The sequence below is a fragment of the Arthrobacter sp. efr-133-TYG-118 genome (genome assembly GCF_030209755.1).
Taxonomy (GTDB): Bacteria; Actinomycetota; Actinomycetes; order Actinomycetales; family Micrococcaceae; genus Arthrobacter.
The window spans coordinates 241,595-256,712 of record NZ_JARVRH010000010.1 but is presented as its reverse complement, the minus strand read 5'-3'; the positions used below and the strand labels follow the sequence as shown (position 1 = coordinate 256,712).

Below are 15,118 nucleotides of genomic sequence, written 5' to 3'. Positions count from 1 at the left end.
GAAGGTCCAAAGCGTGGTCGTGTCATTTTGGCGTTGACGCTTGAGGAAGAGTGAGCGCGTCCGGTCGTATTACGTTCACCAAGCGTCGCTCCGTCCCTGAGATCGAAATGTCCTTAAGCCGTTGCTGTCTCGGATAAGCGGCTTGCCCTGCCTTTGCTTCAATGAGCTCCAACAATTGGCCGTTCTTGTAAATGCCTAGGTCAAGGATGCGAACGCCCAGGGGGGTTTCAAAGCTCATCTGCGGCTTGACTTCGAAGCCCGCTTGTTCGTAAGCATTCTTGAGATCTTGCTCGAATTTCTTACCTTCGGCCCGATTGAGCTGTACCTGCTGACGTTTCGCCGCTGACACGGTTGGTCTGTTCCCTCGCTCGGTCGCTGGAGACTCGATGTGTTGACTAGGTCTCTCTCTTTCACTTGTACTGCGCAGTTGTACAACGAGATTTCCAGTCGACCTGTAGAGAAGGTACTCGTGATCAGTGATGACGCCGTTTTTCCAAGCAAGATCTACCTGTTGGTGCAGCCGTTCGGCTAGATGATCAGATCGCTTTTGAGCACCGTAGAGTTCTATTGCTGATTTTCCAACTCTGTACAGGCTATACACGCCTATCACAGCGGAAACGACAGCGACGGCGGGCAGCGCGACGGTAGCAAGAACGCCACCTGCCGCTCCGCTGGGCGCTGCCGCACCTCCCGCAAGTATTTCAGCCTCCACGCCCCAAGCCGCAGTTGCGCGTGCTAGGGCGGGCCCCGCCTCCGTCACAGGCAACGTGACAGCAGGCACAGCCGAGTGGCCAGTTGGGTCCGTCCAGTTTGTTGGATTGTCCTTTGCAAACGCATAAAGATTGGGCCCGTCCCGCGACACACCGGAGGGGTCGCAGCTTGTCCATCGGGTTAGCCAGGGCGCGTAGTAGCGGGCTCCGTGGTAGTACAGGGAGCTTTCTTCGTCTCGCTCCTTTGCTGTGTAGCGGTACCGCTTTCGTGCATAGCTACCGAAGGACGTTTCTCCGTACGGGGTGTATTCCTCCCGGTTCAACAGCACGCCGGTAGGGTCAGCAACGACCGTGCTGCTACCGAGGCGGTCGGACAGGGTGTATGTGATTGGCGGCATGGGATCGCCGGGGATGGGGTCGCCGCGACGGATGGAGGCGATCCGGTTGGCGGAGTCGAGGATGTGCAGTGTGTCGTGAGTGGTAGTGCCGGCGGCTGGTTGAGTGTAGAGGGTTCTTTCGAATCCGGCACCTATGTAGATGGTCACGCTGTTGGGCCCATTCTGGTTGCGAACGAGTTTGATCACCCGTCTCCCGGAGGCGTCGTAACGGTACTGGGCGTAGACGGAGGGTTCGGCCCCTGCCTGAGTGCGGTACGTGGCGAGCCGATTTGCGTAGTCCCATTCGAACAACCGGCTGGTGGTTTCGGCGATCATGTTCCCGGACGGGTCGTAGCCATAGTTGGCGGTGAGCGTTCCGACGGTCATGGTGGCGAGCCGGTTGCTTCCATCAGCCTGGATGTACGCGCGTGTGTAGGCGCCGGTCGACGTCGCATCCGTGGTGTGGCGCAGGTTGAGCAGGCTGCCGACGGGATCATAGCTGTAGGTTTCGGTGTACGCCCGCGTGCGGGTGATGTCCTGGCTTCGGGGTGTTTCCAGCCATGGCTGATCGGGCATGATATCCGTTTCCCGTCCAGTGGCGGCGGTTAACCGGTAAAGCGGGTCGTAAGCGAACCTGCGGTCGAGCTCGTTCGGGTCGGCCGGAGCGATACCGCAGTCGGGAGTCCTGTCGGCGAGGGTCAGGAGATTGCCGGACGGGTCGTAGCGGTAGCTGTGGTCCTGAAGTACGGGTCCGTTGGGCTGCCAGCTGGCTGGGTTGGGCTGGGTGGTGCGGACCGCGTGTACGCGGGCGAGGCGGAAGCTTCGGGGGTCGTAAAGGTAACGAAGGAGCAGACCGTTGCCGAGCTGAGCCAAAAGGCGGCGACCGTGGGCATCGTAGGCGGCCGTTCGAATGTGAGGGGTGCCGTTCAGGCTAATCATAGTGATGCCGCCGCCACGCCCATAGCTATAGCTGTACAGGCAGCGCGTCCCGGTCGCATCGGTCGGGCCGGTCTCTGAGATTGTTCGGCCCAGCGCGTCCCGCACGGTATCGCTCTTGTATCCGGATCCATCGAGCCGAGTATCTGCGTGAACGGCATAGGTTTCGTCGCCGGCGGGTTGCCAGTCCACGGCATAGCTGGTGTTGTCCCAGACGCCGCTGGCCGTACCAGGGCCAGGGAGGGCGGAAATAAGAAGGTCGGGCCGCAGGATGCGACGTGTGACGGTAACCGGTTTGCCCTCCAGATCGTAGCCACCGGTGGAGTAAGCGCCTGCCTCGTCCAAGGCGAGAACAGGTTGGCCGAGAGCGTTGGCAGCCAGGGCCTGATCGGTGGTTAGTCCGGCACCGGCCGGGTCATCGCCATAGATGGTGACGAGGCGAAGGGTCGGTGTTTGGCCAGCGCGGCTAGCGGCCCAGCCGAACCGCGGCCGATGCGCCGGGTCGAAGTCGGCCAGGATTAGCGCGCCCTTGTAATCCCGCTGCTCAATCGCGGCTCCCGTGGCATCCCTGATGGTGTGGGTGGTGCCTGCGTCCAACAGCCAGGTCCGCCATGGCTGGCCCGCCATGTCGTAGAAGGTGGCCGCGCAATCCCGCCCCAATGGGTCAGTCACGGTTACCGGATGGCCGTCGATGTCGTACCCGGTGGTTGTGACCACGGGCTCGGCGCCGTTGCGCGTAGTGGCCGCGATGGTTCGCCCGAACGCGTCCAGCAGGATACTCGAAGGGGTGTTCCAGTGCGCGGCGAAGAACAGGCTGACCGTCGGGTGCGTGCGGCCCGCGTTGTCGTTGGCGTCGTAGGTATAGGTCTCCCAGGCGGTCGGTGCTGCGCTGTCCGGATCCTTCAGGTCAGACGGCACCCCGCGGAGGGTAAGCGTTTCGCTGCCGTCCGCGGCGATGGTCCGAACGCACAGCCCGCGCGGGTCGTAATGGCGGACGGTCCGGGCCAGAGAGTCTAGCTTCTGGTCCCCGGGCGCCGCGTAGTCGTAACCGGTATCGAAGAACGGTTCGTAGCTAATGACGGCGCGGCCCTTGTTGTCGTAGATGGTCCAGCTGCTGACGACCACGGGCGGAGACCCGGGCGCGGCGGGGTGGCCGGTGACCGCGCCGGCCGCCACCTCCGGGTCGTCGGCCACGCCGAGGTCGTCGATCACAAAATCGTCGGCTTGGGTACGGATCTGCAGCAGCCTTCCAAGGCCGTCGCTGAACTCGACCGTGTGGATGAACCGTTCCGGGTGGTTGGTCTGTTCGTCCGGGCCGAACAGAGCGGCGATTTCCGATTCGGTCAGGGGCGGCTGGCCGGCGGCGGTGCGGAGCGCGTTTTCCTGGTCGACGATGGTCCATCTGTGCTCGACCCGCCGCACAGTCGTGACGCTCATAGGCTGCCGAGGGCCGACCGGGGAACCTCCCGTGGGTACGCTGTCGTCCCAAGCAGTCAGATGGTACTGATAATAGACGGCGGGCTGCTCGAGGGTGTCCCCCTGGGCGACCCCGTCCTTTCCAAGCTTGGCGGTAAATAACGGCAGGCCGAGCGGGGTGTACCCGGCCGCGGTGCGGTTACCGTTGGGGTCGGTGATCAGGATCGGTTTGAGCAACCGGTAGTCATAGCCAGCAGTGGTGGTGAGTCCGGCAGGGTCGGTGACGGTGACCGGCAGCATACTGTATTCGTCGTAGCCGGTGGCGGTGTCTCCACCCCAGGGGTCCCGGGATACGATGACCAGTCCGCGGCCGGTGCCGGTGGCCTGGATGTCGTAGCTCAGGCGGGAAGTCTGAGCATAATAGCCGGCAATGTACCCTCCGCCGTCGGGATGCCAGACGTACCCCAAATGCTGGCCGCGGGCGTCGGGGGCGCCGGTGATAGCCTGCTGGAAGGCGTCCGGGTAGTCAGCTGGCCAGGTCGCCGGCGGGGCGCTTCCGTCGGCGCTGAGGTAGGGCGGGAAAGGGCTGCCCACACCGCCGCCGGGGCCGGGTTGGCAGGCTTCGGCGAGCAGCGCCGGGGTGATCACGAGGTGTTCGGTACGGACCGCCAGCCCGTGGTCGCCGAGCTGGCCGGGGTCCAGGCCGTCGAATGCCGGCCCGTCGTATCGGGTGAGCTGGAGGCCGCGCAGATCCGTGTTGACCTCGCGGGTGAGTGCGGCCGCCCCGAAAGGGAGAACGGGGAGGGAACCATCGTCATGGCATTCATAGCGGGCGGTCCGCGATACCCGGTCGGTCAGGTAGAGGCCGGCGTCGTCGCGGGTGGCGAAATCAGTGGTGGTGAGGGTGGCCAGGCACGCGGAACCTGCGGCGCGTGGATCACGCCCCCGCGGAACACCGACATCGACACTGGCGTGCGGACGACCGTAGTCGTCGTAGCCGCCGGTGAGTTGGAGCCTCGTCATGGGTTCGGTGCCGCGTTCCCAGACCGCCGACCGGGACAGCGTTTGACGGACCGTGACCACGGGCGCCGCCTGCCAGCCTGCATCTTCGGCGCTGCGACCGTCAAGCACAGGCGCGACCTGGTAGGAGGAGTCGTGCACCTCGTACGGCCGGGGCGCCCGGATGGTCCCGTCGTCGGCGTAGGTTTCGGTGCGCAGCACCCGGCCACGCATCGCCCGGACCGCTTCGCGGAGCGACGGGCGGGACAGCGCGCCCGGCAGCGCGGTGTAATCGACGTGTGCTGCCAGAGGCGGATCGTCCGGCCAGTATTCGGCTCTGAAGTCGAGCTCTGTCCATGCGCCCTGCGGGGGGCCGACGGGGCCGGGATGGAACCAGGTGACGGTGCGCACCGGCGGGCTGTCCACTGGCTCTACCGGCCCCGACGGTACCCGGACCCACGCGTGGTCGACGTAGAACTCGGCCCCTTCTGCGCTGGCTGAGTAGATGACGATCTCATTGCCCGGGCCGTGCTGGTTGCCGGCCTCGACGAGCATCCACTGGCCAGTATCGTCGCAGACAGCGTCGCTGGCGGTATTGCCCCCGTCGCCGGTGCCGATCATCACGCTGCCCCGCAGCACATAGATCCAAGCAGACGACACCACCTGCGCGGGGCCGGTGTTCGCGGGAAGGAATGTTTGCACCACCCCGCACCCGGCAGCCCCTGTGGTGATGTGGACCATGGACCCTCCCCTGCCGTAGGGCAGGGTCGAGGGCAACAGGTCTGTGGTGGTCGTCGTGGCGGCGATATTCCATGTGGTCCAAGAGTCCGCGGCTGACCCACCGCTGCCGAAGGGCTGCTCGACGGAGGTGATCAAGGTGCTCGGGCCGGCCGCAGACGGAGTGTCGAAGCTGAAGTTGGCAAGAAGGTTGCCCGCTCCGGCAGGGTCGAAGCCCGCCGGAACCGACGTCGGGGTGGCTAGCGGGTCGATCGGCTGGATTGTTGCGGGGGCGGGTGGAGTGGGTGCGGCTGGTCCCAGCGTGTCGGTCTGTTCGACGCGGGCGAATCCGCGGAATTCCCGGTCGCCCGGGTCCCAGTAGCCTTCGTGGTAGCCGAAGGCAGTGCTGAGGACCGTGTCGGCGAAAGCGTCGTTCGTGGTCACGCTGGCCACCACATAGACCGGGAACGGCAGGGTGGTGCGCCACGGACTGCCCGCGTTGCGATCGCGGGTGGCGTAGATGGTGGAGGTCGCGTACGTCATCGTGGTGGTGGCGCCGGCGTGGTTATCGATGCCGGTGAGCAGGTACGGTTTGACTCCTCCGGTCAGGTCCAGGAAAGCGGTGCGTCTGTTGGGCCCGACCCCTGACCACAGGATGCCTGGCACACCGGATCCGTACAGGTCGGCGAGTCGGACCTGGGTAAGGTCGCTGGTGCGGGGCGTTCCGCGGATCACCACCGGCGCGGCGAAGCTGTTGCCCGATTGGTTGACCCAGACCGTGACCTGTCCGTCGCCCATGTAGAGCGCGTCGGCGGTTCCATCGCCGCCGACGTCGCCAAGGAGCAGCCGGCGGGGATCGAACCCTGTGCCGGTGTAGGAAGCAGCGTCGCTGAAGGCAGGGGCACCGCCCATGGACACGGGCGGACCGAAGCGACCGTAACCGAGGTTCGGCCAGTACGTCACCGCACGGTTGTGGACAAGAACGATATCGGTGAGCCCGTCACCGGTCATGTCCGCCAGCTGCACCCGCGGGTCCGTGAAATCCAGCTGCGGCAGGTTGCTTGCCGCGGGCAGCCGTTGCAGGCCGGAGAAGCCGCCGCGGCCATCACTGAAGGCCATCAGCGGGGGGTTCCCGGCGCGGAGCAGGTCCGTCCTGTGGTCGCCATCGAGGTCGAGCAGCCGGACCTGGGGGTCGGTCAGCGGGAATGTTGGGGCCGTGCTGGTCGTGTAACTGGCGGGGTCGAAACCCGCCCGGGCTCCGGGCACATCGCCCGGGGCGGCCAGGGACCAGGCTGCGGTCCGGGTACCCGATGAAGTGACGAGTTCGGTGCGGCCGTCGCCGTTCAAATCCGTCAGACGTGTTCCGGGCTGGTCCAAGGTGACCCCGGCCGGTGTGCCGGCCATAGAACGCGGCGGGTCAAAAAGCCCGGCGCCCCGGTTGCGCCAGTACTGTGCGGTTCCGTTGAGCTGCAGCAGAGAGGGGAGGCCGTCGCCGAACAGGTCGACCATTTCCAACCCGCCGGTGCCCAGCGGGACCGCCGGCAGCCCGAGCCCGACCAGCCGGAACCGGCGTGAGGCCGGGTCCCAGCCGCTGTACGCGAACTCGAGTGGCGGTTGCAGCTCGTCATTGCCGCCGTCATGGCCCTGTACTTGGATGCGTCCGAGCAGCGATACGCGGTTGCTCGGCGCCTGGCTTATCTCGTCGATGTAGTCGAGGCGGACCGTGGTGGCCTTGACGGGTGTGCTGGCCTGGGTCCAGATCTCGATCCGTTTCGCTCGCAACGTGGTGCGTAGCTCGAAGCCGGGTCTCCGGACCGAGAACGGGTCCGGCCGCTCAAGGCGCGCGCCCGGGTCCTCATCCTGGTAAATGATTCGGACGTTGACGAGGTATGTGGGGTCTGCTGGGTCGCCATAGTCGCCATAGCGCACCTCGCTGAGATATCGCTGGGACCCGGTGGCCCCGGCCCGGTAGGTGTAGGCGATCCGGTTTCCCAGTGGATCAATGGTTTCTGTCAGCAGCCAGGTGAAGATTCCACCCCCGGTGTTGACGACTACGGCCGGGTCGGTCCAGTCTGGCGGTGCGCCACCCGCCCGGGGCGTGCCATAGTAGCTCCGCAGCCCGTTCGTGGCCCGGACGTCCCAGTAATCGCCGTTCCCGCCGGTGACGTGGGTGATCCGGGCGAACCCGGCTTCGGTGCGCGGCCGGTAGCGGCTCACCGTCACGGCGCTATTGGCTGGTGATGGGGCAGCCGTTCCCACGGGTACCGGCACCAGTTCTTCGGCCCCGGAGAGCACGAAGGTGTCGAGGGTGTCCTGGTAGCGGGGGATGCCCCGGTCGGTGCGCCGGCTGACCTGCGGCACGCTTAACGCCCAGCCGAGCCCGAACGGCCCGTTGCCCGCACCGGTGCTGTAGGACAGGGACAGGGAGGGGGTCATGCCCCGGCGTCCGGGAGGCAACGGGATGGGCACCGTGAGGTTTCCGGTACCGGTGTGCAGGTCGGGCTGGAAGGTTTCGCCGAGTCCTGAGAGGGCGCCGCCTCCTTTCGGGACGGCGATCTCCGGAGCTTGAGGTCCGCTCATGATCCAGCACTCCCGGCTGCCGCAGGCGGCGCCGAAGGCTCGGAGGGCTCGTTGGCCGGGCTCCCGTTGTGAGTGACTGTGACTAGAGTGACCATGTCGGCACGGTACCGGTGTAGCTGATGATGAGAACGATGTCCTGCAGTGTTCCGTCCAGCAACGCTGCGGCGTCCGCGGCGTCGACGGTGACTGTCCAGTCGCCAGCCGCGGGGGTGTTCCGGATCGATTCCCAGGCGGGAGCGTTACCGCGGCGGGTGCCAATCACGCCGTCGGAAGCCTGGCCCTGGCCACCCCTACCGTTATGGCGCAACGTGATCCGAAACGGCGCACCGGCTGCGCCCTGAGCTGAGGCCGGATCGGATGGATTGGTGGGCAGGTACACCGATATGTCGGCGACTCTGGGCAGATCGGTGAGGCTGCTGGCGAAATCGCTGGTGTTCAGGCTGAACGTGGCCGTGTGTGCCGCGGTTGGGTCAGGTGGCGTGATCAGGGTATACCAGGCATCAATGCGGTCCTGGCGGATGCTGATCATACGGTCGGCACTGAGTCGGGCGGTGTTCAGGCCGCGTACTACCTGGTCGCGGTAGGCCGGGTCTGCAAGCGCGGTGTAATCGAAGGACAGGAGGACGTCGGCGATGGAGCCGTAGTCGAAGGGGTTGGCCGGCAGTGGCATCTCCAGCCTCCATCCGGTCACCACGCCGCGGGACTGGAACGGTTGCAGCATCTCCGATTGGGTGTCCAAAGCAAATACGCCGGTGGCCCCGGCGGGAGACGTGAGCGCTACTGTCTCCGGGGTTCGCCGGATCACGACTTCCGAAAAGGTATCGCCGCCGGTTACCACGCGTGATATTCCTGAGTCGCTCATCGTGGCTCGGATTCCCAGATCAGGGGGAATGAGTGCGATCACGGAGACGCGGACCTGTTGAATGAGCCGCAGGTAGTGTCCGGGGAAGGCCCGGTCGAACCAGTCGGGCAAGGTGGCGAAGTCCAGGACGCCCGTTTGACGGAAGATCGTGAATGGAAGCGGCAGAAGGCTAGCCAAGGAGAAGGTTTGCGTCAGGTTCAGCCTCCGCTGGTCGTTGTTGAAACTGAACTGTTCCAGCGTGGCCAGGTCCTGCAGCAGCCGTTCGGCTCCGGTGAGTCCGCGCAGGTTCGGAGTGGGTGCGGCCTGTTTCGCCCCGGCGGCGGCCAACTGTCCACCGGCATCCGTCCAGTAATTGCTCTGAACCAAGGTCGGGACCGGCATCTGCCGCTCGAACGCCAGTTGGGATTGCGCCTGGCGTCCGACGGCCGCAGCTTCCTGCAAGAGGAAGGCGTAGACCTCGCCGAGGACGCCACTCATGTACTGGTACAGATCGGCGTTGGTGAATTGTCGGTCGAGGAAGTTGAGAGTGGTTTGGGTCTGCCTGAGTTGAAGTTGCGAGATCGCCGATTCCTGGGTGGCGATCGTGAGCTGGTCATCGGCGATCGCTATCTGTGAGTCGCCGATAAGCGAGTCCTGCTGTGCCAGCTGCAGGGTGTCCTGCCAGGACTGGACCTGGTTTTCATGGCTGGCCATCAGCTGATCGGCCTGCAACTGTGCCTCGGCCTGGTCAAGTAATCCAGTAAAGACGGCTTTGCCGAGAGCGGCGCCGCTACCCACGATGGCTGGCACGGACTTGAACACGGCCTCGAAGCCAGCCGTTTGTTGCGCGAAAGTTGCCACAGTTATTGCTGCGTCAAGCCCGCCTATGAAGTCCTTGAGTGAGTTCGCCCACCAGATGTCGGAGAGCATGCTCTGCTCATATATGTTGAGGCCCGCGGCGATATGTGCGGTCATCTGGGCCGCCTGCAGATCCGCTCGTGTTTTCTGCCTGCGGGCGAGGCCGATGCCGTCCTGCGCCTGGGTCTGTTTGTCCTGCTGCAGGAGTACCTGCTGGGCTGCCACGTCGATGCCGTTTTGCGCCTCGAAGCGGCGGTAGGACCTGTCGTCATACTGTTCGAGGGCGTGCAGGTAGGCCGACTCGGTCTGCTGGGCAAGGGCAACGAGCTGTTTTGCTCGGTCCAGCAGCGTCCTGAAGTGGTAGGGCGTGGCCTGCACGGGGGGGCCTGCCGAGATCACTTGCGCGATGTCGGTGACTAATGTGCGGGGCTCGCCGGTGATGTATCGGCTTAGCCGGAGTTTGGTGAGTTGAAGGCGGACTTTCTGTTGCAGCCCGGCGAGAAAGGGGTTCGGGAATGCCACGTCATCGGTCGGGGACCGGACCGGAAGGCCCAGGGCGGGAGTGTTCAGGATCTCGGCGGCGGTCTCGTACAGTGTGCGCGCCTGGTCCAGCGTCTCGCTGGTGTCCTTGGCGAATTCGCTGGCGCCGTAGTCGCTGAAGCACCGCCCGAGCGATTGGAGGGTGAAGCGGGTGTAGGCATTCGGCCGGGTTGCTGCGATGGCGTGCGGGTTGAGATGGGCCGCCCAGTCGCCGGTGAGCTGTAGTTTCGCCGCGGTGTTGCTCTCCAGGCTGAGCGGGTAGTAGATGAAGCGGCGCAGCCGTGGCCGGTGGTAGGCGTAGATGGTGCGCCACCAGTCCAGGGCAGCGAGAAACTCGCCGGCTGCCTGCAGCCGCTGCGCGAGCAGCAGCGGAACGAAGTAGAAGAGTTCGGTGAAGACGGCGCCGGCAGCCTGAACATACGGAGGCGTCGGATTGCACAGGTTGGTCAGGATTCGGCTCTCCATTGCGGCGAGCCGGTCCAGGCTGGCGTCATCGAGCTGGTCGGTGAGGCGGAAGGCCAGTACGTCGGTTTCGTCGGGATCCAGCAGCTGGCGGTTGTAGACGCGGACTTGCTGCAACATGCCCAGGTATTGGCCGTATCCGTAGGCGTTGCCGAGCGATTGGGGCAGTGCGTGCACGGTCTTGGGGCTGGGGTTGCCGGTGGCGACGTTCCTACCGTTGATGTACAGCCAGGGGGTTCGATTGCGGTAGACCACGGCAATGTGGGTCCAGTCACTGATGTCGAGGCTGTAGCTGACGACGGGGGCCAGGTATTTGTCGCCGTGTTCGTAGACGCTCACCCCGTTGGTGCCGACCGATACTCCGGCGCCTACATGGTCGGTGCCGTAGCCGCTTGCCTGTAGAGGCCCGTAGGCGTAGCACTGCCCGGTTAGTCCTGCGGTGATGTTGCCTCCGGGGGCGTTGATGACGATCGGAGCCGTGGGGAATGCCCAGAAGCTGATGGTGAAGTTTTGTGAGATGTCCGGCGGTGCGCCCTGTACGGTGACATCGAAGTCGATCGCCGCATTGGGTTTGTTGAATTGCGCGGCCGGGCCGAAGAGTCCGTCTGTCCAAGCGACGTTGCCGTTTAGCTTGCCGGTCCAGCGGGTGACCGAGTCGACGGCGACGGCACCGGAGCTGTCGGTGAAGAGCAATGCAACCTGCGGGTTGTTGACGAAACCATGTGACGCGGGACCCTCATACTCGGCACGTTGGGTGGCTTGGAATTGGGCGGCAAGCGCCCGCGCGCCGGCGGCGTCGAGGTTGGGGGCGGCACGCGTTGCCCTGACCAGTTGCTGGAACGCTGGGCTCGGGTCGGTGCGCAGGGTCGGATCGAGCCAGCTCTCCGGGTAGAGGAAGGCGGTGGCTGCCGTCGCCCACGCGTTGCTGTCGCCGAGCCAGCTCCACTGTTGGTCGAATTTGTCGGTATCGGTGACGCTCCATCCGCTGGCCGGGTGGCCAGGGGGCCACAGTCCACTACGGGTGCTGAAAAGAATTGTCTGTAGGGTGTCGGTCGCGGCGGTGATCCGGGTGGTCTCCTGTGCGCCGGACGCTTGGAGATTGACGGCGAGGCTGCGGGTGAGTCGTTCCGAGGCATCGTGGGCAACCTCGCGGCCGGCGATCGCTGCGACGAGGGTGTCGCGTAGCAAGGGCAGCACCCGTTGTTCGACTCCGGCGAGCAGTGCGCTGTGCCCGTCGCGATCGGCCCCGACTTCGTTGAGACGAGACTGGAGCAGGTTCTCCCACGCGGTGCGGTCAATCGGTGCAGCCCGCCAGGGGATGAGCGTCGGCGGGCTGTCCGAAGGGTGGAACAAGGCTGGGCACACGGAGATGCCCTGTTCCTGGGTGTGCCATGTGTCGTGTTGGCCGACTTTCAGGACCTGTGTGAGGATTTGTTCTGCTGTCGTCCACTCGTCGTCGGTCACCGTGCCCGCGTTGCACAGTTGCTGAATCTGGCTCAGTGTGCGGAATGCCGGCAGCGTCAATTGTGCCGATTTGAGGTCGTTGGCGATGTTGACGCCCTCGCGCAGGTGTTGGCCGATCGCGTCCAGGGTGATGTCCGCCGGGAGGGCGTAGAGCAGCATGGCGCCGAATTGGAGGGCTGCCTTGTCGGAGGTCGTGTGCAGCGCGTGCAACTGCGTGGCCCAGTCGAGAACTTGCTGCTGCCGTGCTGCCAGGATCTGGCCGGTCTGGCCGGTCGCGGCTTGCTCGGTCAGGTCGGCGGGGCTGAGGAGGTCAGGGTCAAGGATCACCGGTAGTGGCCGCGTAGTGGCGTCTTGGTCCTGCGCGACCCAGCGGGCTGTCATCGCGGTTTCTCGCCATTGCTGTAGCAGGGGTGTGGTGCGGGCTCGAAGGGGGTCCAGGCCCGGGTCGGTGCTGGGAAGTCCGAAGAGTGTTTCAAGGCCGGCTTCGGTGACGGCTGTTATTGGCAGGATGGTCAGTTGGGTGAGCTGGTCGGGGTTTCCGGTGAGGTCAATTCCCAGACGGGAGGCGAGGGAGGACCGGGTTGCATCGTCGGCCCCTGCCGCCAGTCTTAGCTCGGCGTAACTGGTCCCGATGGCCTCGAGCAGAGATTGGTATGCGGACTGCCGGTAGCCCTGCATGCCCGTTGTTGCGGCATCCGTTAGGGCTGACGGCGGCTGGGTGTCGGTTCCGGTCGCGAGTCGTGGGATGGTGTCATCGCTCAGAGGGAGTTCGTAGATTCGGACCCGCCCGTAGAGGCCGGCAGCGCCGGTGGCCTTTGGGTCGGGGATCCAGCCGAGGTAGAAGCTGCTCTGGTCGGTCTTCTGGAAGTCGGGCACCGGGTCGTAGCTCTCCCGGCCGGCGAGAACCCCGTTCAGGTATATCCGCACCTCCTCCGCATCGCAGATGCAGACGATGTGTGACCATTGGTTCAAGGGAAGCGGCTGGGATGTGGACACTTGGCCTACGGAGCCGGTACCCGCGAGGAAGTGCAGGGTGTTGTCGGCTTCGCCGAGCCAAATGGCGAAAACACCTTGGGGCTCTTTCGTAAATTTAGTGAGGAGGACTCGTGGTTTTCCGGAGACGGGCGACTGCGGGTAGTAGTCAAAGACGATCGAGTATCCAGCTCCGTGGTCTCCTAGCCCGGCGACGTCGCCGGCGGTGCTGGCGAAGCCGGTGTTTGACCCGTCGACACTGAGCACCGGCTCCCCGTTCGGACCGGCTAGCCGGATCGATGCGTTCGCTTGCAGGGTCAGAGTCTGGCCCCAGCCGGACAGGTCCGGCACGGTTTTGGTGAGGCCAGGGGGCGTGAATGCCCAGTCAGCAGCGAGTAGTCGTGGTTGGAGTCGACGGATCAGTTCGATGGTGGGCCGGAGTTCATTCACGGCATCCGTTGCCGCGGTCGCGGCGCCCGCCAGCGGCTGGGCCAGCGCTTCGAATGGCTGACTAAATACTGTTTCCAGAGTATGCCCTGACACCTGGCTGCCGTCAGCGGCCCGGACCTGATCATGGCCAAAGGTCAGCAGCGCGTCGAGGTAGGAGCGGTCATCAAGTCTTTCCGCGAGCGAGCCTGGTTGGTAGGTTGAAACGATCTGGAAGGGCGCTGTGGTGTTGGTGCGGTTACCGGCGGCGTCGAAAGCACGCACCTGTGCCGTATAGGCCCCGTAGTCGATGAGCGGCACGGTTATGGTCCAGTTCGCCCACCCGTCAGATGTGCTCGCTGCTGTGTAGTCGGTGTCCCTGCCAGTGAGGGACACTTCCACTTTCGCCGGGCCGCCCATCCCGCTCTGCGTGTCGCTCGCGGTCCCGGTGATCGTGATGGTGGCCCCGGTTAGGGTCGCGACACGGATGGTCTGATTCTGGTTTGGTTGGGTTACCCTCAGCGCGGGCCCGGTAAAATCCCGGATATTGACCGGGATCTGCACTGTCTGGCTGACTTGCGGATGCTCATCGCAGAACACGCTCACCTGCAGGTTTTGCGGACCCAGTGGTAGATTCTTGGCTGCCACGGATACCGCTACCCGGCCCTGCCAGTCAAACCGTGTCGGCGAGTTTGCGGTTGACGCGTCTTCGAAAGACCAGGTGAGGGAACGGGGTCCGAAGTCGGCCGCGGTAGTCACGGCCAGTGCGAACCCGCCTCCAGCCAAGCCGATCGGGACGGAGTCGTTGGACTGGGGCGTGTCGACCGTGAAAGCCGGGACGGCGCTCTGCAAGGAGCTCACCGTGACAGTGGCCGTGCCTTCTGCTTGCATAATGCTTCCGGTGTACGCGTCGGTCGCTGTCATCGCGCAGACAACAGGAAGGTCTCCGGTGCGATAGACCCGAGCCGGAACCTCCCATCGATCGGCGTCCACAGGATCCACGGGACCGCTAGTTACTCCGTCAATGGTGAGAACGACTTGAGCATCGACAGGTTGGATGTCCTTACGGAACTGATAGGTGCCCTTGATGATTACCGGGGTCCCCGGCTCATGCCCCTGCACCGAAGCGGGCGGGTCGATGCTGAGGCTGAACGCGGACCCGCTGAGCGCAGGCATCGCCTGGATCGGCCCCGAATCCGCAGAACCAGACGGGAGTGACGGCCGGGCAAATGGTTGCTGCTGTGGCATCAGGACACCTGCGGGCGCGACAGAAGGCGTGACCGGCTTGTTCGCCAACGCCGTAAAACGCGCCCTCGCGGTCGCTATTATTTGAGAATTCAACCCACCGGCCCCGTCCGTGGGCGAGTGCAACCCGGACCTATCGATCCCGACGTCGTAGACGCTGAACGTCGTGCCCGGCAGCGCCGTGTAGAACACGACCTGGTCGGCCGGCGGGACCGCCGGGAGGCTGAACTGCTGCCATCCCGATCCGCTGCCGAACCGGAGACTGTCGGTCGTGGCAGCCCCCGCTCCGGCGCCGGCCAACACCGCACCCGCGGCCACCCGCTGCCAGCCGCTGACCTGCGTTGCCACGGACACCGGCGCGACCAGGTTTCTGAATAACCGGGTCCCGGGGTGAGATGCTGTCACCTGCAACACAGGCATACTGTCCGTCGGGCCGTCGCTGACCACGACCCAGTCGGTTCGCGCCGCCGGATCCTGGTTGTAAATGACCCAGCCAAGTGCGGCTTCCTCCTGCGCGATTCCTGTCACCAATCCACTGCCTGGCAGGTTCTCTGCGCCGTCTGTTTCGTTCATCG

General features: G+C 64.9%; 2 protein-coding genes. Both read right to left on the bottom strand.

Translation table 11 applies throughout. The annotated features are described in order from the left end of the window. Positions 1-22: 22 nt before the first annotated feature. On the bottom strand, positions 23-7,735 hold the full coding sequence (locus tag QRN59_RS10035) for a SpvB/TcaC N-terminal domain-containing protein (RefSeq protein ID WP_284982363.1): 7,713 nt from the start codon (positions 7,733-7,735) through the stop codon (positions 23-25). Positions 7,736-7,817: 82 nt separating this feature from the next. After that, positions 7,818-15,116, bottom strand: coding sequence for a Tc toxin subunit A-related protein (locus QRN59_RS10030; RefSeq protein WP_284982362.1), 7,299 nt, complete (start codon positions 15,114-15,116; stop codon positions 7,818-7,820). Positions 15,117-15,118 lie beyond the last annotated feature (2 nt).

Excerpts from the sequence above, each read along its gene's own strand:
- QRN59_RS10035 (WP_284982363.1), bottom strand. The coding sequence starts at position 7,735 with ATGAGCGGACCTCAAGCTCCGGAGATCGCCGTCCCGAAAGGAGGCGGC.
- QRN59_RS10030 (WP_284982362.1), bottom strand. The coding sequence starts at position 15,116 with ATGAACGAAACAGACGGCGCAGAGAACCTGCCAGGCAGTGGATTGGTG.